This window comes from Enterorhabdus sp. P55 (genome assembly GCF_009911695.1).
Classification (GTDB): Bacteria; Actinomycetota; Coriobacteriia; order Coriobacteriales; family Eggerthellaceae; genus Enterorhabdus.
In genome coordinates, this window is sequence record NZ_QWKK01000021.1 from 1 (window position 1) to 21,598 (window position 21,598).

Genomic DNA, 21,598 nt, shown 5'->3' on the forward strand with positions numbered 1-21,598 from the left:
CGGCGCCCGTTGCGCTCACGCGACGCCCCCGGCCGCGCCGGATGCGCCCTCGGCGTCCGCCGCGTCAGTCGCATAGGCCGCGAACGCGCCGAGCAGCCGCCCCGTCGCGCGGTAGTAGGCCGTGCGCGCGTCGGCGGCCAGGCGCGCGGCGAAGCGCGGCGCGAAGGCCAGCAGGTGATCCCGGACGAACTCCTCCCACGCCGCGCCGGCGCTCCCGCCGGGCAGCTCCCCAGATGCTGGGCCCTCCGGCACCGGCTCGCCGATACCCGCCTCCACCGAGGCCAGGTACTCTAGAAGCTCCAGCTCGGTGGCCACATGATCGAGCGGCTCGTTCACGCCCTCGGGCTGTCCCAGGCCGCAGGCGCGGCAGAAGCGCTCCACCGCCACGCTGTGGGGATTGACGAACATGAGGGGCTGCACGCCCGCGTCCTCCGCGCGCCAGTAGCCCTCGAAGGGGCTGCAGGCCGCCTTGGGCGCGCCCACGAACAGCATGGTGGCGTCGGCCCGCAGGTCATGGAAGTCCGTGGAGGCCGCGCCCTCATCCCAGTCCTCGGGCAGCGCGATGCCCAGCGCCGCCGCTATCTCGTCAGCCGCGCAGGCCCACTCCCCCGACGCGACGATGCCGTGCAGCGCCTCGTCCGGATACCGCAAGCTCAACGCCAGCAGCTCGCAGGCCGCGGCCCGCGCCGCCCACTCCTCCGCGCTCGTCGACTTCCCCACAGCTCCCCCTTTCCGCACGTCAGGCCCAGGAATAACGGGCCCTCGCTCGTGATTGTCATAATATCGCAGCCTTTTGCGACAATCAAGGCGGCCAGACCCGCCCAGCAGGCGGAATCACCCCCGCGCCCGCCCCCCAACGCACGAGGACCCGCCACGGCGGCGGGCCCTCGGAGGCCGTGCGGGCAGGATGGCAGAAGGCGCGGCGCCGAGCGGCTCGCGGGCTCTGGCGCGGCGCCGGGCGGCTAGCTGTACTTGCGGTGCTCCAGGCGGGCCTCCACCATGGCGACGATGTCGTCATCGGTCAGGCCCGACGCGCTGCACGCGCGGATCATGTCGTCGATGAGCAGCTCGACGGAGGTGTCGCCGGCACGTGCCGCCCCCACGTCGTTGCGCTCGGACACGAAGGTGCCACGCCCCTTGCGCGTGGAGATGTAGCCCTCGCGCTCCAGGTCCATGTAGGCGCGGTTCACCGTGTTGTAGCTGATGTCCAGGTCGATGGCGAGCGAGCGCACCGTAGGCAGGCGGTCTCCCGCCGCGAAGGCGCCGGTTCCGATGAGGTAGGCCAGGCGGTTCTTCACCTGAATCCACACCGGCAGGCCGCTGCTATGGTCGATCGCGAAGGACTCAAGGGAGGTCATGGGAGCTTCCTTAGCTTGGGAGGGCGAGATCATGGTAGCACCTCCCTACCGGCGGTCGGCCGCGCGGGCCGCGCCCTCGGTGAAGCCGTCGCTCACGGCGGTGGGCACCGTCACCACGGCGCTGCCGGACTTCTTCACCGTCTCGTACTGCATGAGCATGGTGCGCAGCGCCAGGGCCGCGTCCGGGTCGCCGTAGGCCCGCGCCGCCTCGGCCAGCATCTCGGCCAGGTCGGCCTCCACGCTCGCCACGGCCATGCGGGCGTTCTTCTCACGGTCGGCCTGGGCCTCGAGCGACATGACCTCCACCAGCTCGTCGGGAATGACGATGTCGCGCACCTTCACCGAGATGATGTCGACGCCCCAGCTGGCGGCCTCCTTCTCGATGTCGGCTTTGATCTCCACGTCCAGCTGGTCGCGCCGCAGCGCCACCTCGGCCACGGTGGAGCGGCCCACCGCCTCGCGCATGGCCGTCTGCGCGAGGAACGACACCGCCGCGTAGTAGTCCTCCACCTCGGTGCACGCCTTCTCCGCGTCCCACACCACCCAGAACAGCACCGCGTCGATGTTGACGGGCACGAGATCGGCCGTGAGCGTCTTCTCGGCGTAGAACGGCGTGGCGATGACGCGCTGGTCTACGCGGATGGTGCCGTGCTCGATGATGGGAATGGTGAAGTAGAGCCCCGGCCCCACCACGCGCGCGAGCTTGCCGAAGCGCAGCACCACCACCTTCTCCCACGACAGCGCGATGTGGATGGACGACAGCGCCAGCAGCGCCACGACCGCCATGAGGCAGATGAGCCCGAAGTCGACGCGCCCAAGCACCGCCCAGCCTGCGCCGAGCACCGCCGCGCAGGCGGTGAAGAACACGGCGATGTTGAAGATGACGGCACCGTTGCGCGAGGACTTGCGCGGCACGTAGGAGGTGGCGGCGCGCACCTCGGCCTCCTTGTCGTTGAACGGGTAGGGGGCGTCACGCGCCACGCGCCCGGCAGGCTGACGGCGCGCGCCGGCCCGATCCGCCCGGTTATCCCACTTCGCCACGATGGCCTTCCCTTCCGGCGCGCGAGGCGCCTTCCCGTATCGCGCGTCCCGAAGGCAGCGCGTTCTTCCTCATCTCCTGGCCGGGCGACGGCGCGGCGGGCGGGTCGCCCCGCCGGCACGGCTCGCCGACCGGCGCCTATCCCACCAAGCCGAACATCAGCTCTGGCATCTGCGTCACGTCGTAAGCCGCCAGGCCCACCGCGATAAGACGCAGGGCCAAGCCGCCGGCGAGCAGGCAGCCCGCCGCCCACAGCAGCTGCGTGCGCGCGTTGCCGTGCGTGAGGAACCGCTCGAGCACGAGCGGCGCCGCCAACCCCACGACCACGAGGCCGCCCCAGAACAGGGGCGCCAAGCCGCCGGTCACGAGCGCGTCGGCGGCAGCGCGCGTAGCGGCGCCGGCGAAGAGCCACGCCACGTAGGCGGCCAGCGCAAGCGCCTCGAGTGCCGCCACGAGGGTGTCGGCGCCGCTGAGCGCGCCGAGCGCGCGGACGTAGGCGTAGCGCGACTCGACGAACACGACAGCCGCGAACACGCAGGCCAGCCCGCACGACACGGACGACAGCGTGAGCACCGTCGGCAGCAGCGGCGCCTGGTAGGCCGCGACCGACGCAAGCGAGCTCAGCAGCATGCCCGTGTAAGCCGCCGCCACAAGGCCGGCCGCCGCGCCGGCGAGCGCGAGCGCGCGCATGAGCGCCCCCGGCGGCTCCCAGCCGTCAAGAAGCGATGCCGCCGAGAACGCAGCCGCCAGCACGAGCGCCGCGGCGAGAGCCCACGCGCCCACCGCCATAGGCGTGAGCGCCGGCGCCGCGAACAGGGCGAGCAGGCGGTCGGGGCGCCCGACGTCGGCCACCAGGCACAGCACGCCCACGGCCAGCACCACCACGCAGGCGGGCCAGGCGCGGGCATAGAGCTCGCCCGGCAGCGCGAGCGCACCGGCCAGCCGCCCGACGCCGGCGCCGGGTCGGCGCCAGCGTGGGTTGGCCAGCTCAAGGGCGGAAAGCACCGCCGCCAGCCCGGCGCCGGTGCCGCCGAGAAAGAGGTATCCCGTCGTCAGCGCATTGAACAACCGAGCCCCCTCGCCCTCGCGCGCCGCCGGCCCGCCGGCCGCCTGCGCGCCGCGCCGCCTTCGTCATTTACTCAATGTCGCAATACTTTACGACATTGGCAGTATAACGCCGAAAAGCGGCGTCCTCACGCAGAACGCCCGCCCTCCCTTTGCTATCCTAGGGCGAAACGCCCGCGCCGCAGCGCCCGGGCCCGTCGAAGATGAGGAGCACCCATGCAGATCACCCCTGCTGAAATCGCCGAGACCCTGGCCATGGTGAACCGGCAGAACCTCGACATCCGCACCATCACGCTGGGCATCAACCTGCGCGGCTGCGTGGACACCGACGTCGACCGCCTGGCCGCCAAGGTCTACGACCGTATGACCAGCGCCGCCGAGCACCTCGTGCCCACCGCCGAGCAGCTCGAGCGCGAGTTCGGCATCCCCATCGTCAACAAGCGCATCTCCGTCACGCCCATCGCCGAGATCTGCGCCGCCGTGGCCGCCCAGGACCTCTCCCCCGTAGCCGTGGCCATGGACCGCGCAGGCCGTGAGGTGGGCGTCGACTTCGTCGGCGGCTTCTCCGCCCTCGTGCAGAAGGGCGCCTCGGCCGCCGACCACAAGCTCATGGACTCCATCCCCGCAGCGCTGGCCGCCACCGACCGCGTATGCGCCAGCGTCAACGTGGGATCCACCCGCGCCGGCATCAACATGGACGCCGTGCTCAAGATGGCCGGCGTCATCAAGAAGGCCGCCGAGGCCACGGCCGACCGCCAGTGCATCGGCGCCGGCAAGCTCGTGGTGTTCTGCAACGCCGTGGAGGACAACCCCTTCATGGCCGGCGCCTTCCACGGCTCCGGCGAGGCCGACGAGGTAGTGAACGTGGGCGTCTCCGGCCCCGGCGTCGTGCGCGCGGTGCTGGCCGATCTGCCCCAGTCCGCCGACCTGACCACCGTGGCCGAGGCCATCAAGGCCACCGCCTTCAAGATCACCCGTGCCGGCGAGCTCATGGCCCGCGAGGCCTCGCGCCGCCTCGGCGTGCAGAAGGGCATCCTCGACCTGTCGCTGGCCCCCACCCCCGCCGAGGGCGACTCGGTGGCCGAGATCCTCGAGGCCATCGGCGTGGGCCAATGCGGCGGCCCCGGCACCACCGCAGCGCTCGCCATGCTCAACGACGCCGTGAAGAAGGGCGGCGTCATGGCCTCGTCGTCGGTCGGCGGCCTGTCAGGCGCGTTCATCCCCGTCTCCGAGGATGCCGGCATGATTCGCGCGGCCGAGGACGAGGCGCTGTCCATCGAGAAGCTCGAGGCCATGACCTGCGTGTGCTCGGTGGGCCTCGACATGATCGCCATCCCCGGCGACACCTCGGTGGAGACCATCTTCGGCATCATCGCCGACGAATGCGCCATCGGCATGATCAACTCCAAGACCACCGCCGTGCGCATCATCCCCGCCATCGGCAAGCAGGTGGGCGACCGCCTCGACTTCGGCGGACTCCTCGGCTACGCGCCGGTCATGCCGGTCAACCAGCACGCCGGCAGCGTGTTCGCCCATCGCGGCGGCCGCATGCCCGCGCCGCTCAACTCGCTCAAGAACTAGCGCGGCCTCACGGGAGCGCGCAAGCACGCGGGGCGCCGCCTGACCGGCTGGCGCCCCGCGTCACGTCGGGGGCAGAGCGCCGCAGGCGCCCCCCCCGGTACGCCACGCCTCTGGCGTGACACAGGGCGGCATGTCCCAGCACGGCGTCCCACCCGCGCGGCGCATCCCGCCCCCCGGCACGACGACCCTACCCCCCCGCCGCTGCCACTTTTTCACGCCCATATGGTACTGATCGTCAGTTTGGTACGGTATGAGGGCGTCTCGATGATGCAAGACAGGCGTCCTTGCTGGCGATAGCGTCTGTTTTCCCAGGTCACGATTTCCTCCACCGCCGGTCTTGCACCCGCGCGGAGCTTACGACCGTACCGAACTGACGAAACGTGCCAGGAATCAGCTGAAAGCTGGCAACAGGGCGCGGACCGCGCCATTCCAGCGCTCCACACCAGAGCCCCAGCGCATCATCCGGTCTGCGCGCCCGCTATCCCTCGTAGACGGCGCGCACCAGGTACTCCACGTTGCCCCCGGCACCGCGGATGGACGATTCCACCACGCCCGTGACCGCAAACCCGACGGCCTCGAGCGCCGCGCGCACCTCCTCCACCGTGCGGGCGCGCACCGCATCGTCACGGACGATGCCGCGGTCAGTCTCGTCGTGACGCGATTCGAACTGGGGCTTGACCAGGCCGACAAACACCGTCCCCGGCGCACAGAGCCCGGCGATCACCGGCGCGAGCGGCGCTAGGCCGATGAAACTCACGTCTATCACGATGAGGTCGAAGGGCGCGCCGAGCGCCACCGGGTCAGCCTCGCGGATGTTCGTGCGCTCAAAGACACGCACCCGCCCGTCCTGCCGCAGCTTCCACGCCAGCTGACCGTAGTTCACATCCAGGGCCGCCACCTCGGCGGCGCCGGCTTGGAGCAGGCAGTCGGTGAAGCCGCCGGTCGACGAGCCTATGTCGAGGCAGCGCATTCCCGTGACGTCCTGCCCAAACGCGTCAAGCGCGCCGCGCAGCTTATGCCCCCCACGCGACACGTAGGCGCGCCGCCCGCGCAGGAACACGTCGGCATCGGGCCGCACCTTGACGGCGGCGCTCGTCACGTACACGTCATCCACGCGCACCTCGCGGGCCACCACCGCGCGCAGCACCTCACCAGCATCGACAAAGTCACCGCGGGCGACCAGCAGCTCGTCAAGGCGAACCTTCTTGGGCTTTCGGGAGGCAGCCGCAGGTGACGGCCCGACGGGATCCCGCCTGACGCCCGGCGTGCCGGGGGCTTCGATTGTCGCGTTATCGTCCATGGACGCCATTATACCGGGCGCGCGGCAGGAGGACGGCAGAGGCCGGCAGCCCGGCGAAACCCGCCCGAGGAGCGCTCCGCCGCCCATCGGAGACACGCGGGACGCCGGCCCCGCGCAAGCGCCCCAAAACGCACGGACGCCGGCCCGCAGGCCGGCGTCCGATCGCAAGGCGCCCGTCAGGCGGGCCGCTAGTCGACGATCTCCTCGAAGGCGTCCTTCGGCAGGCCGCACACCGGGCACGTCCAATCCTCGGGCACATCCTCCCACAGGGTGCCGGGCTCGACGCCGCCCTCAGGGTCGCCGAGGGCCTCGTCATAGATGTAACCGCAGGGGCACAGGAACTTTCTCATGGGGAACTCCTCCCATCCGGGCCCCGCCGCCCGCCGGCTCCAGGCCAGCGCCGCAGCCGAAGCCGCTGTCATGACACCGTCCAGACTACCCCCGAGCACGCGCCTCCACCCCACACGTACCCGCATCGTATGAAAGCCGTAGGAAAGAAAATGGCCATTTGCTTCGAAATTCCGAGGTTCGGAGGGCCGAATACACCCGATTCCGGCACGCGTTAACCCTAAAGATTTTGGCGACCTGGGAAAACACCCCGTACATCCGCCGGCAGGCGCCCGAGCGCCTCGGAATTTCGAAGCAAATGGCCAAAAACGCCGACTCCCCGCGCACGCGCACCAAAAAAAGCGCGTCCCACAGGGGGACGCGCCTTCCCGGCAGCCCTCGTCGCGCCGCGCCGCGCGCCGACGCGCTACGGCAGCAGCAGCTGGGCGATCTGGACGGCGTTGAGCGCCGCGCCCTTGCGGATCTGGTCGGCCACGTTCCAGAAGGCCAGGCCATGCGGCACCGTGGGATCCTTGCGCAGGCGCCCCACGAAGGCGCCGTCGGTGCCGGCCAGCAGGCCGGGCATGGGGTAGACGTTGCCCGCCGGGTCGTCCATCACGGTGATGCCCGGTGCCGCCTCCAGGGCCGCGCGCGCCGCCTCCACCGTCACCTCGTCGGCAAACTCCACGTTGATGGACTCGCCGTGGCAGCGCAGCACGGGCACGCGCACGCAGGTGGCGGCCACCTGGACGCGGTCGTCGCCCAGGATCTTCTTCGTCTCCGCCACCATCTTCCACTCCTCCTTGGTGGAGTCGTCCTCGAGGAACTTGTCGATGTGCGGAATGCAGTTGAACGCAATGCGGTGCTGGAAGGCGCCCACGGTCAGCTCCTCGTCAGGCGTGCCGTCCAGGAACTCCCGGGTCTGGTCGTAGAGCTCGGCCATGGCCGGCGCGCCGGCGCCCGAGGCCGCCTGATAGGTCGACACCACCACGCGCGTGATGGGCGCCAGGTCGTAGAGCGGCTTCAGGGCCGCCACCATCTGGATGGTCGAGCAGTTGGGGTTGGCGATAACGCCGGAGTGCCACGCCACGTCGCCCGGGTTCACCTCGGGCACCACCAGCGGCACGTCCGCGTCCATGCGGAAGGCGCTCGAGTTGTCGATCATGACGGCGCCGGCCGCCACCACCGCCTCGCGCATGGCCTCGGACACGCCGGAGCCGGCCGAGAACAGCGCAATGTCCACGCCCTCGAAGGACTCGGGCGTCATCTCCTGCACGGTCAGGTCGCCAGCCGGCACCTGGCCGCAGCCGTCGAAGGGCACCTTCTTGCCGGCCGACCGGGCGCTCGCCAGAGCGCGCACCTCGCTCGCGGGAAAGTCCAGGTCGTGCAGCACGCGCAGGAACTCCTGGCCCACCGCGCCCGTGGCCCCCGCCACGGCCACCACCGGATGGGCGGGCATCTCCTTAGTCCAGGTCATAGAGCATTCCTCTTCTCTCAGTCAGCGGCCGCCGTCTGCGGCCGCGGGCTCGCCGGAAGGCCGGCGAAGTCAGCGAAGCCAGCCGCAGGCCCCAGGGCCAGGCGACAGCCCAGGCGCCTAGCGCCCCTTCTTCATCTTGGCGGCGATCTCCTCGGCAGACAGCTGCGTCTCCTCGAACACGCTCTCGGAGTCCAGGCCGAAGGCGGTGTGCAGGCAGCGCACCGCCTGAACCGTCTGGGCCGCGTCCACCACCACCGACAGGCGGATAGGTGACGTGGAGATGGCCAGGATGTTGATCTGGTTCTCGCCGAGGGTCTGGAAGGCGCGCGCCGCCACGCCCGGCGAGGACTTCATGCCGGTGCCCACCAGGCTCACCTTGGCGATGTCCTCGTCCACGACGAACTCGCGGGCGTTGATCTCGGGCAGGATGCGCTCCATGGTGTCGACCGCGCGGGACAGGTCGGCGCCAGGGCAGGTGAAGCTGATGTCGGTGATGCCGTCCTCGGAGATGTTCTGGATGATCATGTCGACGCTCACCGCGTTGGTCGCGAGCGCCGAGAACACCTTGGCGGCCACGCCGGTGTTGTCCGGCACGCCGCGCACGGTGACCTTCACCTCGGAGGTATCGTGGGCAATGCCCGTGATGACCGCTTCCTCCATGTCCGTCTCCTCCTTGATGTAGGTGCCTTCCGCCTCGGAGAACGCCGAGCGGGAGTGGATGACCACGTTCCATTTGCGCGCGAACTCAACCGCGCGGCTTTGCAGCACGCCCGAACCGGCGCTGGCCAGCTCGAGCATGTCGTCGTAGGAGATCTCGTCGAGCTTCTTGGCGCGCGGCGCCACGCGCGGGTCGGTGGTGTACACGCCGTCAACGTCCGAGTAGATCTCGCACACGTCCGCGTTGATGCCCCAGGCCACGGCCACCGCCGTGGTGTCCGAGCCGCCGCGGCCGAGCGTGGTGATGTCGCCGTTGGCGTCGATGCCCTGGAAGCCGGCGATGACGGGAATGACGCCGGAGGCGAGCGCCGCCTCGATGCGCTCGTTGTCCACCTTCGTGATACGCGCCTTGTTGTGAGTGCCGTCGGTCATGATGCCCGCCTGGCGGCCGGTGAAGCTCATGGCCTTGCAGCCGAGCGCCTCGATGGCCATGGCCAGAAGCGTCATGGACACCTGCTCGCCGGTGGAGAGCAGGCGGTCCATCTCACGTGAGGGCGGGTTGTCGTTGATGGCGTTGGCCAGGCCCACGAGCTCGTCGGTGGTCTTGCCCATGGCCGACACCACCGCCACCACCTGGTTGCCGTTCTGCCGGATGCGCACGAGGCGCTTCGCGACGTTCTTGATGCGCTCAGGGGAGGCGACCGAGGTGCCCCCGAACTTTGCGACGATGAGTGACATGGCAAGTCTTTCCGAATCGAGGCCCGCAGACGAGGCGCCGGACGTACGAGCCCAGCGTCGCATCACTATAGCAAAAACGCCACCCTTCCGGCGGGGCGGGCGCCCATTCGCGGCTGGTGGCCGGGCCGGCGGGCGGATGGCCAGGCGCACGCCCGACAAGGGCAAGGCAGCCGCGAGGCGCGCTGCGGGAGGGAGGCGCGCCTCGATGGCCCGCGCCCGACGGGGCGGCACCCTAGGCGCGCGGCTCCTGAGCGGCGCGGACGGCGTCAAAGGCCGCAGTGAGGTACACCACGTTGGCGAGCGCGATGACGCAGTAGCGCAGCATGGTCTTCTCGGACGAGGCGGTAGTGCCGGTCTCGGGGATGTCATCGGCCTCGCCGAATACGAAGGCGATGGCCGCCTCCAGCTGCTCGCAGAAATAGTCGTAGGCCGTGGCCGTGTCGTAGGTGACGCGCTGCATGGCGCAGAACAGGCTGATGTTCTCCATGGAGAGCACCGTCTTGGCGCAGGCGACGAAGACGAGATAAGCCAGCTGGTCAGCGCCGTAGCGCTTCTTGACGGGGCCAGGCACGATGCCCTGCTTCACGTAGTTGCTGACCATCGACGAGGTGAGCGCGGGCACGCCGAGCGGGGCGAGCACGCCGTTCACGTAGGCCACCACCTGCTCGAGGTAGAGCCCCACGTCGGGCACGTCGCGGAAGCGCGGCAGGCGGAAGTCGCGCGGAGCAGGCACGACGGCGGGCGAGCCGCCTTCTCCCGTCCGGGTCGCGCCGCCGGGTGCGCCAGATGCGGAGCACGCTGATATGTCGGTCGCCTTGCTCATGGTTCGGGATTCTAACCGCGCTCCCCAGCTCATGCAACAAGATGCCGAAAACCGATGAAGTTTCCCATATCTGTCTTAAAGGTTTTTCAATACCTGATAAACTAGTTTGCTAAAACTGATGCAAAGCGATAGGAGCATCCCATGAAACGCGTCATCATCGCCGACTCGTCCGCCGACCTGACAAGCCTCGACTCCCTCCCGAACGCTGCGGGCATCCCCTTCGGGTTCGCCCCGCTCAAAGTGGCCGCAGGCGAGCGTCACTTCGTCGACGACGGCACGGCCGACATCCCGGCTATGACCGACTTTCTCGCCTCCTACCAGGGAAGATCAGGAACGGCCTGCCCCTCAGTGGGAGAGTGGGAAGCCGCCTTCCAAGACGGGGACGAGGTGTTCGGCGTGGTGATGACCTCCACGCTCTCGGCCAGCTACGAGTCGGCCTCCATGGCACGCGAGGCCTACGAGGCCGCCCACCCCGGCCGCCGCGTCCACCTGATCGACTCGCTCTCCACTGGCCCGGAGATGCGCCTCATCGTGGAGGAGCTCGCCGCGCTCATCACCGCCGGCCTGCCCTACGAGGACGTCTGCGACGCCATCGACGCCTACCGCCGGCGCACGCACCTCGCCTTCGCGCTCCAGTCGCTCACCAACCTGGCCAACAACGGGCGCGTGAGCCCGACGGTGGCCAAACTCGCCGGGCTGCTGGGCGTGCGCGTGGTGGCCCGCGCCTCGCAAGCCGGCGACATCGAGCCCATCGCCAAGTGTCGGGGCGAGAAGAAGGCCCTCGCGGCGCTCCTCGACGAGCTTAGGCGCGGCGGCTTCGCGGGCGGCAAGGTGCGCATCTCCCACGTGCTCGACGAGCCTCTGGCCGAGCGCCTGGCCAACCTCGTCGTCGATGCATATCCCACAGCCGACGTGGCCCTCTACCCCGCTGGCGCCCTCTGCAGCTTCTACGCCGAGCGCGGAGGCCTCCTCGTCGGCTACGAAGGCGCCGAGGCCTAGCCGCGGAGGGGCGGCGCGCACCGCCCGCGCTGCCACGCCGCCTACGGAGAGCGGTTCCTGCACAGTTTCGACGACTTTGCGACAAATCCCAGCGAGTCGGAAAAGGCACGAATCCCTAGCCCCTGGTCACGGTTATTCTCATGTGCGCATAGTCACGATAAAGGGAGGGCATGCGCCCGAAAAGCCGCGCTAGGCGTCACAAAGTCGTCGAAACTGTGCAGGAACCGCCCGATTCGCGCGAGGCAGCCCCGCTGCCCGCCTCGCGCGAATCGCCGGGAGATCAGCGCACGATGGCCAGGAGCTCGACGTCGAAGGTCAGGTCGTGGCCGGCCAGCTCATGGTTGTGATCGAGGTAGACGACACCGCCCTCGATGCGGTCGACCCTCACCCGCGCTGCGCCGCCCGGAACGGGCAGCACGATGAAGCTCCCGACGGGAAGCCGGGCCGCCCGAGGCAGCTGCGCCTCGGGCACCGCCTCCACGAGCGACTCGTCGTAGACGCCGTAGGCCTCGGCGGCGGAAATGGTCACCGTGCGGCGCTCACCCGCCGCCATCTCGCCCACCACGCGCTCGAAGCCGGCGATCATCCGGCCGTCGCCTATCGTGAACTTGAGCGGCCTCCCTCGGCGCCTGCTGCCGTCGAACTCCGTCCCGTCCTCAAGCGTGCCCACGTAGCGCACGCGCACCCTCTCTCCCACCTTGGCCATGACGCCCTCCTCGTCCGCCGCTCCGCTGCCGCCGCGCCCGCCCGCGCGCCGCGAAGCTAGCCGCCCACAGGCGGATGCGCCCGCCGCAGCCATTCTAACCCCCCCCCGACGACCCCGCCCGCAAGCCGGGCCGTCCGCGCCGGCATTCGGCCAGGTCCCAGGCGAGCCAGGCGGCGGCCCCGCAAGAACGCGACCCGGCCCGCCCGTGCGCGAGGCGTCTAGCAGGGGGCGCCCCGGCGCTTCGCTGGGCCCCCGGGGCAAGAGGAGCACCCGCCCCTCCTCTTGCGTGCCGCTCCGCACGGGAGGGGGCATCGGCGGCTTCATGTCGGGGGAAGCCCCGGTTTTGGCCATTTTCAGCGCGTTTTACGCAAGCGGTCAGGCCCTTAGCGGAGCACAGCGACGCTCCCCCAACTCATGACCTGGGAAAACGCGGAACGCCGCCAAGGCGCCCGGCCATCCGAACGCTCTCTATCGCGTAAACCGTAGGGAAATTGGCCAGAAACTCGCAGAAAAGCCACCCAGCCGCCAAGCGCGCCGCGGCAACGGCCCGCCCGGCGAGCGGGCCCTCGCCACGGCAGAAAGCCGCCGACGCGCCAAGGGCCCGCTACGCCGCCGGCCCGTCCTCGTAAACGCCGGCGGGCACCCGCGCCATCAGGATGAATCCCGCCACGAACAGCACGGCGATCGACAGCACGCCAGCCGAGGGATTACCCGTGATCTGCGTGAACAGGCTCACGAAAAAGGTGCCCATCACCGCGGCGTACTTGCCGAAGATGTCGAAGAAGCCGAAGTACTCGTTAGCGTGCTCCTTCGGGATGATCTTGCCGAACTCGCTGCGCGAGAGCGCCTGGATGCCGCCCTGGAACAGCCCCACGCAGATGGCGAGGATCCAGAACTCGAAGGCGCTCGTCAGGAAGAACGCCGCGAACAGCGTGATGCCGAAGTACGCCGCCACCGCCACCAGCAGCATCCGGCGCGTGCCGAAGCGCGTGGCCAGGCGTCCGTAGGCGATGGCCGAGGGGAACGCCACGAACTGCGTCACCAGCAGCGCCAGCACCAGCTGCACCGAGTCGATCCCCAGCTCGGTGCCGTAGCTCGTCGACATCTTGATGATGGTGTGCACGCCGTCGATGTAGAAGAAGTACGCGAGCATGAACAGCAGGATGCGCCGGTCTCGCGCGATGTCCCTCATCGTGGTCCCGAGGCCCCGGAACGTGGCGCGCATGAGATGCGGCTGACGCGGCTTGTAATGCGTCTGGTGGACGTTGCGGATGACGGGCACGCTGAACGCCACCCACCACGCGGCCGTGATGACGAAGGCGATCTTCATCCCCGTGCCCACATCGATGCCGATAGCCGGACCGCCGAGCACCACCGCCAGGCACGCCACGAACGGAATGCACGAGCCGATGTAGCCCCAGGCGTAGCCGTTCGACGACACCACGTCATAGCGCTCCTCGGTAGTGGCGTCCACGAGAAAGGCGTCATAGAACACCATCGACCCGTTGAGCATGATCGACGAGATCACGTACACCACGAGGAAGGCCAGCGCATGGGTGGGCACGCCGAGCGCCGCGCAGGCCACCGCGCCCGTGCCGATGAACCCGATGAGGAACTTCTTCTTGTTGCCCTTGAGGTCGGCCAGGCTGCCGAGCACGGGCATGAGCAGCGCCAAGATGAGCGAGGCCGCCGTCTCGGCATAGCCCCAGGCCACCACCACCGACGAGCCAGGCTCGGCCAACGTGGCGAAGTAGACGGGAATGAGCGCGGTGGACAGCATCACGAACGCCGAGTTCCCCACGTCGTAGAGCACCCAGCTGCGCTCCTGCTTCGTCATCTTCATGACCATGGCACGCGTCCCTCGCCTTCTTGAAAAACAGGGCCGCGGCCCCTACAATACCCTGCCTACCCTAGCACGTTCCGCCTGAGCGGACGCGACCGCTCGGCCGGCGTCCCCGCCGGGCCTGAGAACCGGCCGGAAAGTTGGTCACGCTTGGGCAACACGGCCCACGCGACAACCGTTCTATTGTATATGATGGGGAATGGATCGGCACCGCATCGGCCGCCAGCAGAAGGGAGCACCCATGCCCGCCCTCATAACCCATGACGCCTTCGGGCGCGACGTCTACGCAGACCGCTTCGAGTTCATCGGGGTGAGCCGCGACGAATGCGAGGCCTTCCTCCTAGGCAACCAGGGGCCCGACCCCCTGTTCTACGCGGTGGCCAGCCCCCGGTTGCGCGCCGCGCACCGCCTGGGATCGCTCATGCACTCCCAGAAGCCGGCCGAGCTGCTGAACGCGCTCAAGCGCTCGCTCGCCTTCCTCGCGCCGGAGGATCGCGCCGTCGGGCGCGCCTACGCGCTCGGATTCGTCTGCCACTACTTGCTCGACTCCACGGCACACCCCCTCGTCTTCGGACAGCAGTACGCCCTGTGCGATGCCGGAGAGCCGGGCCTCACGCGCGCGAACGGCGGAGACGTGCACGCCCTCATCGAGAGCGAGCTCGACGAGCTGGTGCTCACCGTGCGTCGCCGCTCCTCCATCGCGGAGTTCGACCCCTCAAGCGAGATCCTCAAGGCCTCCGACCACGTGCTCGACGTGGTGTCGTCGATGTACGCCTTCATGGCCATGGACGTCTACGGCCTGGCCGTGCCGGCCGACGCCTTCAGGGCCTCCGTCAAGCTGTTCCGCCGCGTCCAGCGGCTGTTCTGGTCGCCCACGGGAACGAAGCGCGCGGTCATCGGCAGCATCGAGTCCCTCGTGCGGCCCTTCTCGTTCTACCGCGCCATGAGTCACCGCGCCGAGCCGCTCACCGAGAGCGCCTTCGACAACCCGGGCCACGAGCCGTGGAAGAACCCCTTCACCGGCGAGGTGCGCACGGAAAGCTTCCTCGACCTGTTCGACGAGGCGCGGGGGAAGGCCGGCGCGCTGCTCGACGCCTTCGACGCCGCTGGGTTCGACGAGGCGGCGGCCCACGCCCTCACCGGCGACCTCGACTTCTCCGGCGAGCCCACCGTCGCCACCATCGTGGCCGTGGAGAGCGCCGACGATTCGACCCCGCGTCCCGCCCCGGCGCGCTGACGTCATGCTCGAGGTCGCCATCGCCATACCGTTCTGGCTTGAGCTGGCCGCCGCCCTGACCGGCGGCCTGTCCGGCGCCATGAGCGCGGTGCGCGCCCGCTTCGACATCTTCGGGTGCGTGTTCATCGCCTGCGCCACGGGCCTCGGCGGCGGCATCACCCGCGACGTGCTCTTGCAGGACTACGGCATCTACGCGTTCCAGAACCCGTCGCTGCTGCTCTCCTGCGCTGTGGCCGGCGTGGCCGTGTTCTACTTCGGCAAGCTGGCCACCTACCTCGACCCCATCGTCGACCTGCTCGACAACCTGTCCGTGGCCATGTGGGCCATCATCGGCGTGGGCAAGTCGATCTCGGCGGGACTTGACGTGGTGCCCTCCATCATCCTGGGAACCATCACGGCCATCGGCGGCGGCGTCATGCGCGACGTGCTGATGAACCGCCCGCCCGAGGCCTTCCAAGCCGGCCCGCTCTACGGCAGCGCGGCGCTCGTGGGCTGCGCCGCCTTCGGCCTCATGCGCGAGTACCACTTCTTCCCGAGCCTGGCCGCCGGCATGTGCGCCGCGCTCGTGCTGGGCATCCGCTACGGCAGCCTCGTCTTCGGATGGAGCACCCGGCCGCCGCGCGACTACAGCGACAAGGTGACGAACGCCGTGGTCAAGCCCATGCAGTTCGTCGCGCGCAAGGCCCGCGTGCCGCTGGGAAAGACCGCGCGCGATCGCGGCGACAGCGGGCGGCTCGCCCGTGCCGCGCGGTTGTGGACGCGCTTCTACAACCGCGTCTCCGGACGGTGGATGGAGCTGCGCGACACGGGCCGTGACGATGGGCGCAGCCCCCACGGCAGCTGTGCCGAGGGAGCGGAGGCCGACTGCGTCCACTGGGACGACGTGCCGCCCGAAGCTGACGTGCCCTACCGCATGGCTCCCCCGCCCCGCCGCCCAGGCGGCCGCGGCAGCGCAGGCGAGCCCGAGGCCGTCGGACGCGACGCGAGCCGGCGCGATGAGGGCGGCCCAGGCGCGCCCGATCCGAGCGACCGCCTCTTCGTCAACCGCGATGAGCTGCGCCGCGTCATGGGCGCCATCGACGGCCACACCGACGCCGAGCCCCGCGATCCCCTCGAGCCCCGCAGCTAGGCGGGGGCACCGGCCCCGCGCCGCAGCGCACCGTCCTCCGCGCCACGCACCCGCCCCACGCCGCGAGCCTTCTCTCCCGCCGGCTCCACGCCGCCACGCCCCACGCCACGCCGTCGGGCACCCGCCTCACGCACCCGCCCCGCGCACCGCGCCGCACGAAACCGACCCCCAATGCACGAGGGGCCCGGCTGCGCAAGCCGGGCCCCTCCCCCCCCTCGGACGCCAAGCGTCCTACAGGTTCTTGAGCAAGATGGTGTTCATCACATCGGCGGCGTGCTCGCACGCGTCGCAGCACTTCTCGATGCGGCTGTAGATGCGCGACCAGCGCAGCACGTGCATAACGTCGACGTCCTCCTTGGTGTGGAGGTTGCGCATGGCGCTCAAATACAGCGCGTCGCCCTCCTCCTCGTAGGTGTTGACATCCACGATGAGCTGCTTGAACGTCTTGGACTTCTTGAAGTTGCGGAAGTCCTCCATGGCCTTGTCGAGGGCCTCGCAGCTCTTCTTGACCAGCTTGGCGAAGCGCACGGCATCCTCGGGCATCACGCGGGCGTCGCACATGTAGACCTGCTGCAGCACGGCCTCCACGTTGTCGAGCACGTTGTCGAGCGCCTGGGCCAACTCCACGATGTCCTCGCGGTCGATGGGCGGCATGAAGTCCACCGCCGCGTTCTGGAAGATGCTGTGGTTGATGTCGTCGCCCTGATGCTCCAGCTCGTGGATGTCCTCCAGCGTGCTGACGAGCGACGCCGAGTCGGTGAACGACTTGAAGCTCTCCAGCAAAAGCTCAGACTCGCGCACCGCCAGCTCAGAGAGCTTCTCGTACGCCTCGAAGTAATCGAACTTGTTCTTTCGCGCCATGGGAGACCTTTCTTGAGACTTACAGAATGATGAGGAACAGCTTCGCGCAGAGGTAGCCGAGAATGCCGCAGCCGGGGAAGGTGAGCACCCAGGTCTTCACCATGTCGATGGCGATGCTCCACTTGACGGCCTTGCGGTTGCGTGCCGCGCCGACGCCCATGATGGCCGTGGTGTTGGTGTGGGTGGTGGAGACGGGCAGGCCGCCGAAGGTGGCCACCGCCAGGCTCACGCAGGTGGACAGACTGGCCGCGAAGCCCTGGAACGCGTCCATCTTCACCATGTCCACGCCGACGCTCTTGATGATGCGCTCGCCGCCCGCCGCCGTGCCGAAGCCCATGGACAGGGCGCAGAACACCATGAGCCACACGGGCAGCACCATGCTCGCGCCGGTCATGCCCATGCCGACGGCCATGGTGATGGCCAAGAGGAAGATGGACATGAACTTCTGGCCGTCCTGGGCGCCGTGCATGAAGGCCACGCCCGCGCCGGCGAAGATCTGCGCCCAGCGGAAGAAGCGGTTGGCCTTGGGGCGGTTGAGGTTGCGGCAGAAGAAGCCGAGCGCCTTGAAGTTGAGCCAGCCCAAGCCGAAGCCCATGAGCGTGGAGAGCAGGATGCCGTAGATGACCTTCATCCACTCAGCGCCGTTGATGGCGCCGAAGCCGCCCTGCACGGCGATGGCCGCGCCGGTGAGGCCTGCGATGAGCGAGTGCGACTGCGAGGTGGGGATGCCGAACCACCAGGCGGCGGCGCCCCACACGATGATGGCCACCATGGCTGACATGAGCGCGATGATGGCCTGGTGGGAGTTGCCGCCGAAGTCCACCATCGAGAAGATGGTCTGGGCCACGGCCGACGAGACGAGGGAGACGAGCAGCAGCCCGAGGAAGTTGCAGATGGCCGCCATGATGATGGCATGGCGGGGCTTCATGGCCCGCGTCGACACCACGGTGGCGATGGCATTGGGGGCATCGGTGGCGCCGTTGACGATGATGACGCCGACGTTGAGCAGGGTCACTACTGCCAGGACGGGGTTCGATACGAGCTCCGAGAGGAAAAGGGTCCACTCTATGGTCACGGAAGTCCTTCCACGCGGCCGGCCCCCAGGGGGCCAAAACGGTTCGCTGCGCAAACATATCAAGTTTACCCGAATTCTAGAAGAGCCCCTCGTCCCTCGCACCTCTTTTTCGCAGATGGAACGAACCCGTTGCCAACGGCGGGAGCAGCTCGCACGGCGCCCCCCCGCCAGCAGGCAGCCTCTGCAGGCGGGGGCCCGGGACGAAGCCTCGCAAACGCTCGGCTACTCCTCCTCGTCGCCGAAGCGGGCGAAGGTGCGGCGGCGCTCGGCGCCGATGGTGGTCAGGTCGTTGTGGCCGGGCAGCACCGCCGTGTCATCGGGCAGGAACGCGAGCTTCTTGATGGAGGCGGCCATCTGCTCCATCGAGCCGCCCTTGAAGTCGGTGCGCCCCACCGTGCCGGCGAACAGCGTGTCGCCCGACACGAGGATGGGCAGGCCGTCGGCGTGATTGCCGAACTGCGGGATGAGGAACAGGCAGATCGAGCCGGGGGTGTGCCCGGGCGTGGAGATGACCTTCCACGCCATGGACCCCACCGACACCACGTCGCCGTTCTCCACGCGGCGATCCACCGGGCAGGCCGGCGCGGCCTCCAGGAACGCGCCCGGCTCGGGATGCTCCACGCCCTCGGCGTCCGCCGCCGAGGCCACCACCTCGGCGCCCGTGGCCGCACGCAGGGCCGCGGCGGCTCCGGTGTGGTCGTTGTGGTTGTGCGTGAGCACGATGGCGTCAAGCCTCCGCTCGCCGAGCGCCACCAAGATGGCGTCGGCGTCGCACGACGGGTCGACCACCAGCGTGCCCTCCCCGTCCGAGATGATGTACACGTTGTTCTGGAGCTGGCCCATCACCAGGTACTCCACGTCGGCGCAGAGGCCTTGCACCTCGAACAGCTGCTTGTGCATCGCTTCCTCCTATTTCTTCTTGCTGCCGGCCTGGCCGGGAACCATGCGGTGGGCGTCGAAGACTCCCTCCACGTCAGTCAGCCGCTTGAAGGTGCGCTCGATCACCGCCAGGTCGGACACCTGGAAGAGGAAGCGCATCTCCACCATGCTGTCGCGGTGGGTGGTGGTGGTGCACGACAGCACGTTGGCGCCCGCCTCGGAGAGCACGCGCGTCACGTCGAGCAGCAGGTTCATGCGGTCGAGCGCCTCGATGGCTATCTCCACCTGGTAGGACGTGCCCTTCTGCGGCGTCCCCTCCCACGACACGTCGATGATGCGCTCGGGGTGCTTCTTGAGGTCGATGGCGTTGGGGCAGTCGGCGCGGTGCACCGACACGCCGCGCCCGCGCGTGACGAAGCCGAGGATCTCGTCGCCCGGCACGGGGTTGCAGCAGCGCGACAGGCGCACGAGCACGTCGTCGATCCCCTTCACCACGATGCCGTGGGACGAGTGCGTCTCGTGCTTCTTGGGACGCTTGACCGAGGTCAGCATGGGGGCCATGATGCCCGTCGAGCTGTCCGACATGCCGATCTGGGGCTTCTGCGCCTCCTCGTTGCCCTTGTCCACGAGGATCTTGAGCAGGCGGTTGGCCACGTGCTGGGCGCTCTCCTTGCCGGTGCCGATGTGCACGAGCATGTCGTCGGGATCGTTGAATCCCATAGCGTCGGCCACCGTGCGCAGGGCGCGCGTCGACTGGGCGTTGGAGATGCCCAGCCCGTGCTTGCGCATCTCGCGCGTGAGCCTATCGCGGCCGAACTGCAGGTCGTCGGAGCGCGTCACCTTGGAGAAGTACGAGCGGATCTTGCTGCGAGCGCTCGGCGTCTTCACCACGTTGAGCCAGTCGCGCGAGGGCCCGGCCGACTTCTGGGTGAGAATCTCCACGCGATCGCCCACCTGCAGCTCGTAGGTGAGCGGCACGATGGAGCCGTTGACCTTGGCGCCCACGCAGTGGTTGCCCACCTCGGTGTGGATGGCGTAGGCGAAGTCGATGGGCGTGGCCCCGGCGCGCAAGCTCATGACCTCGCCCTTCGGGGTGAACACGAACACCTCGGTGTTGTCGAGGTCCATCTTGAGCGACTTGAGGAACTCGCGCGAGTCCTCCGTCTCGTCCTGCCAGTCCACCATCTGGCGCAGCCAGGCCAGCTGCTGGTCGAGGGCATCCGCGCTGCCCCGGCCGCTGCCGCCCGACTCCTTGTAGCGCCAGTGCGCCGCCACGCCGTACTCGCTCGCGCGGTGCATCTCCTCGGTGCGGATCTGCACCTCGAGCGGGCGGCCCGCCGGCCCCATGACCGTCGTGTGGAGCGACTGGTACATGTTGAACTTGGGCATGGCGATGTAGTCCTTGAAGCGCCCCGGCATGGGATGCCACAGCGTATGGACGGCACCGAGGGCCGAGTAGCAGTCCTTCACCGACTTCACGATGATGCGCACGGCGATGAGGTCGTAGATCTCCGAGAAGCCCTTGCCCTTCTTCGACATCTTCTGGTAGATGGAGTACAGGTGCTTGGGACGGCCCATGATCTGGGCCTCGATGCCCACCTTGCCCATCTCGTCGTGGAGCACGTCGATGCAGTCCTGCAGGTAACCCTCGCGCGCGCCGCGCGACTCGGTGACCATGCGGCTGACCTGCTTGTACTTGTTGGGCTCCAGGTAGAAGAAGGCGAGGTCCTCCAGCTCCCACTTGATGGAGTTGATGCCCAGGCGATGCGCGATGGGCGCGTAGATCTCAAGCGTCTCGCGGGCCTTGAAGATGCGGCGGTCCTCGCGCAGGGCGGCGAGCGTGCGCATGTTGTGCAGCCGGTCGGCCAGCTTGATGACGATGACGCGGATGTCCTGGCTCATGGCCACGAACATCTTGCGGATGGTGGCGGCCTGCTCGTCGGTGAGGCTCTCCACCTCGATGCGCGTGATCTTGGTGACGCCCTCCACGAGCGCGCGCACCTGCGGGTTGAACTCGCGCTCCACGTCCTCGGAGGTCACCTTCGTGTCCTCCACCGTGTCGTGGAGCAGCGCCGCGCAGATGGTCTCGGCGTCCATGCGCAGATCGGCCAGGATGATGCCCACCTCGATAGGATGCACGATAAAGGGCTCCCCCGACTTGCGGCACTGGCCGCGGTGCGCCGCGTTGGCGAAGGCGAAGGCGCGCGCGAGCAGGGCCTCCTCGTCCGGCGAGAGATAGGCGCGCGTCAGCTCCTGGAGGTCGGCGAAGCGCTCCTCCGGCGTGCGGGAGGCGTGGTCAGGGCCGCCCCGGCCCACGCCGCGCACCACCGAGCGCTCGGCCACGTAGGGGCGCCCGAGCAGGGCGTCCACCGTCTGCTTCTGCGCCACGCCGGCGGCGGGCTCGCCGAGGAGCTCCTCGTGCGCGTCGGCGTCGTTGAGTCTCTGATCAGCGCCCATGGCGCATCCCTTCCCTTCTCTGATACCTGGCCGCGCCCGGCGCGGCC

At 69.0% G+C, this 21,598-nt stretch carries 19 protein-coding genes; 4 read left to right on the top strand and 15 right to left on the bottom strand.

Annotated elements, in window-relative coordinates:
• Positions 1-15: 15 nt before the first annotated feature.
• The 4 genes from D1643_RS03715 to nrfD all read right to left on the bottom strand — a co-directional run bounded on the left by D1643_RS03715 (position 16) and on the right by nrfD (position 3,465).
• A complete protein-coding gene (locus tag D1643_RS03715; RefSeq protein WP_160708766.1) occupies positions 16-720 on the bottom strand; it encodes a molecular chaperone TorD family protein in 705 nt (234 codons plus the stop codon).
• 242 nt (positions 721-962) lie between these two features.
• Positions 963-1,358, bottom strand: a complete 396-nt coding sequence (locus tag D1643_RS03720) for a GntR family transcriptional regulator (protein ID WP_160708768.1) — start codon at positions 1,356-1,358, stop codon at positions 963-965.
• 45 nt (positions 1,359-1,403) lie between these two features.
• Positions 1,404-2,339, bottom strand: coding sequence for a slipin family protein (locus tag D1643_RS03725; RefSeq protein WP_370520280.1), 936 nt, complete (start codon positions 2,337-2,339; stop codon positions 1,404-1,406).
• A gap of 196 nt (positions 2,340-2,535) precedes the next feature.
• Positions 2,536-3,465, bottom strand: a complete 930-nt coding sequence (nrfD, locus tag D1643_RS03730; protein WP_160708772.1) for an NrfD/PsrC family molybdoenzyme membrane anchor subunit — start codon at positions 3,463-3,465, stop codon at positions 2,536-2,538.
• A gap of 213 nt (positions 3,466-3,678) precedes the next feature.
• On the opposite strand from nrfD, the gene D1643_RS03735 reads away from it, so the two are divergent.
• Positions 3,679-5,043 (top strand): PFL family protein, encoded by a 1,365-nt coding sequence (locus D1643_RS03735; protein WP_160708774.1) that lies wholly within the window; start codon positions 3,679-3,681, stop codon positions 5,041-5,043.
• 478 nt (positions 5,044-5,521) lie between these two features.
• Here the strand turns inward: D1643_RS03735 and D1643_RS03740 are convergent, their stop codons facing one another.
• The 5 genes from D1643_RS03740 to D1643_RS03760 form a co-directional block, all read right to left on the bottom strand.
• Positions 5,522-6,343, bottom strand: a complete 822-nt coding sequence (locus D1643_RS03740) for a TlyA family RNA methyltransferase (protein WP_160708776.1) — start codon at positions 6,341-6,343, stop codon at positions 5,522-5,524.
• A 188-nt stretch (positions 6,344-6,531) separates the two neighbouring features.
• On the bottom strand, positions 6,532-6,693 hold the full coding sequence (locus tag D1643_RS03745) for a rubredoxin (RefSeq protein WP_160708778.1): 162 nt from the start codon (positions 6,691-6,693) through the stop codon (positions 6,532-6,534).
• 404 nt (positions 6,694-7,097) lie between these two features.
• Positions 7,098-8,147: an aspartate-semialdehyde dehydrogenase gene (locus tag D1643_RS03750; protein ID WP_160708780.1), complete on the bottom strand. Its 1,050-nt coding sequence runs from the start codon at positions 8,145-8,147 to the stop codon at positions 7,098-7,100.
• Between the two features lie 117 nt (positions 8,148-8,264).
• The gene (locus D1643_RS03755) at positions 8,265-9,542 is read right to left on the bottom strand and encodes an aspartate kinase (RefSeq protein ID WP_160708782.1); all 1,278 of its coding nucleotides are present in this window, start codon (positions 9,540-9,542) and stop codon (positions 8,265-8,267) included.
• Between the two features lie 232 nt (positions 9,543-9,774).
• Positions 9,775-10,365, bottom strand: coding sequence for a DUF1836 domain-containing protein (locus D1643_RS03760; RefSeq protein ID WP_160708784.1), 591 nt, complete (start codon positions 10,363-10,365; stop codon positions 9,775-9,777).
• Between the two features lie 141 nt (positions 10,366-10,506).
• Here D1643_RS03760 and D1643_RS03765 point away from each other — a divergent pair, with 141 nt between their 5' ends.
• The gene (locus D1643_RS03765; RefSeq protein WP_160708786.1) at positions 10,507-11,364 is read left to right on the top strand and encodes a DegV family protein; all 858 of its coding nucleotides are present in this window, start codon (positions 10,507-10,509) and stop codon (positions 11,362-11,364) included.
• 280 nt (positions 11,365-11,644) lie between these two features.
• Here the strand turns inward: D1643_RS03765 and D1643_RS03770 are convergent, their stop codons facing one another.
• Together D1643_RS03770 and D1643_RS03775 are read right to left on the bottom strand one after the other, a co-directional pair.
• The gene (locus tag D1643_RS03770; RefSeq protein WP_160708788.1) at positions 11,645-12,070 is read right to left on the bottom strand and encodes a peptidylprolyl isomerase; all 426 of its coding nucleotides are present in this window, start codon (positions 12,068-12,070) and stop codon (positions 11,645-11,647) included.
• Between the two features lie 604 nt (positions 12,071-12,674).
• The gene (locus tag D1643_RS03775; RefSeq protein ID WP_160708790.1) at positions 12,675-13,919 is read right to left on the bottom strand and encodes an MFS transporter; all 1,245 of its coding nucleotides are present in this window, start codon (positions 13,917-13,919) and stop codon (positions 12,675-12,677) included.
• Between the two features lie 235 nt (positions 13,920-14,154).
• On the opposite strand from D1643_RS03775, the gene D1643_RS03780 reads away from it, so the two are divergent.
• Together D1643_RS03780 and D1643_RS03785 are read left to right on the top strand one after the other, a co-directional pair.
• On the top strand, positions 14,155-15,150 hold the full coding sequence (locus tag D1643_RS03780; RefSeq protein ID WP_160708792.1) for a zinc dependent phospholipase C family protein: 996 nt from the start codon (positions 14,155-14,157) through the stop codon (positions 15,148-15,150).
• A gap of 4 nt (positions 15,151-15,154) precedes the next feature.
• Positions 15,155-16,279, top strand: coding sequence for a trimeric intracellular cation channel family protein (locus tag D1643_RS03785; RefSeq protein WP_160708794.1), 1,125 nt, complete (start codon positions 15,155-15,157; stop codon positions 16,277-16,279).
• A 231-nt stretch (positions 16,280-16,510) separates the two neighbouring features.
• Here D1643_RS03785 and D1643_RS03790 read toward each other — a convergent pair whose 3' ends face one another.
• The 4 genes from D1643_RS03790 to D1643_RS03805 form a co-directional block, all read right to left on the bottom strand.
• The gene (locus D1643_RS03790) at positions 16,511-17,140 is read right to left on the bottom strand and encodes a DUF47 domain-containing protein (RefSeq protein WP_160708796.1); all 630 of its coding nucleotides are present in this window, start codon (positions 17,138-17,140) and stop codon (positions 16,511-16,513) included.
• A gap of 19 nt (positions 17,141-17,159) precedes the next feature.
• Positions 17,160-18,215 (bottom strand): inorganic phosphate transporter, encoded by a 1,056-nt coding sequence (locus D1643_RS03795; protein WP_160708798.1) that lies wholly within the window; start codon positions 18,213-18,215, stop codon positions 17,160-17,162.
• A 222-nt stretch (positions 18,216-18,437) separates the two neighbouring features.
• Positions 18,438-19,115: an MBL fold metallo-hydrolase gene (locus D1643_RS03800; protein ID WP_160708800.1), complete on the bottom strand. Its 678-nt coding sequence runs from the start codon at positions 19,113-19,115 to the stop codon at positions 18,438-18,440.
• A gap of 9 nt (positions 19,116-19,124) precedes the next feature.
• Entirely contained in the window at positions 19,125-21,551 is a 2,427-nt protein-coding gene (locus D1643_RS03805; protein ID WP_160708802.1) for a bifunctional (p)ppGpp synthetase/guanosine-3',5'-bis(diphosphate) 3'-pyrophosphohydrolase, read from the bottom strand.
• Positions 21,552-21,598: the final 47 nt, after the last annotated feature.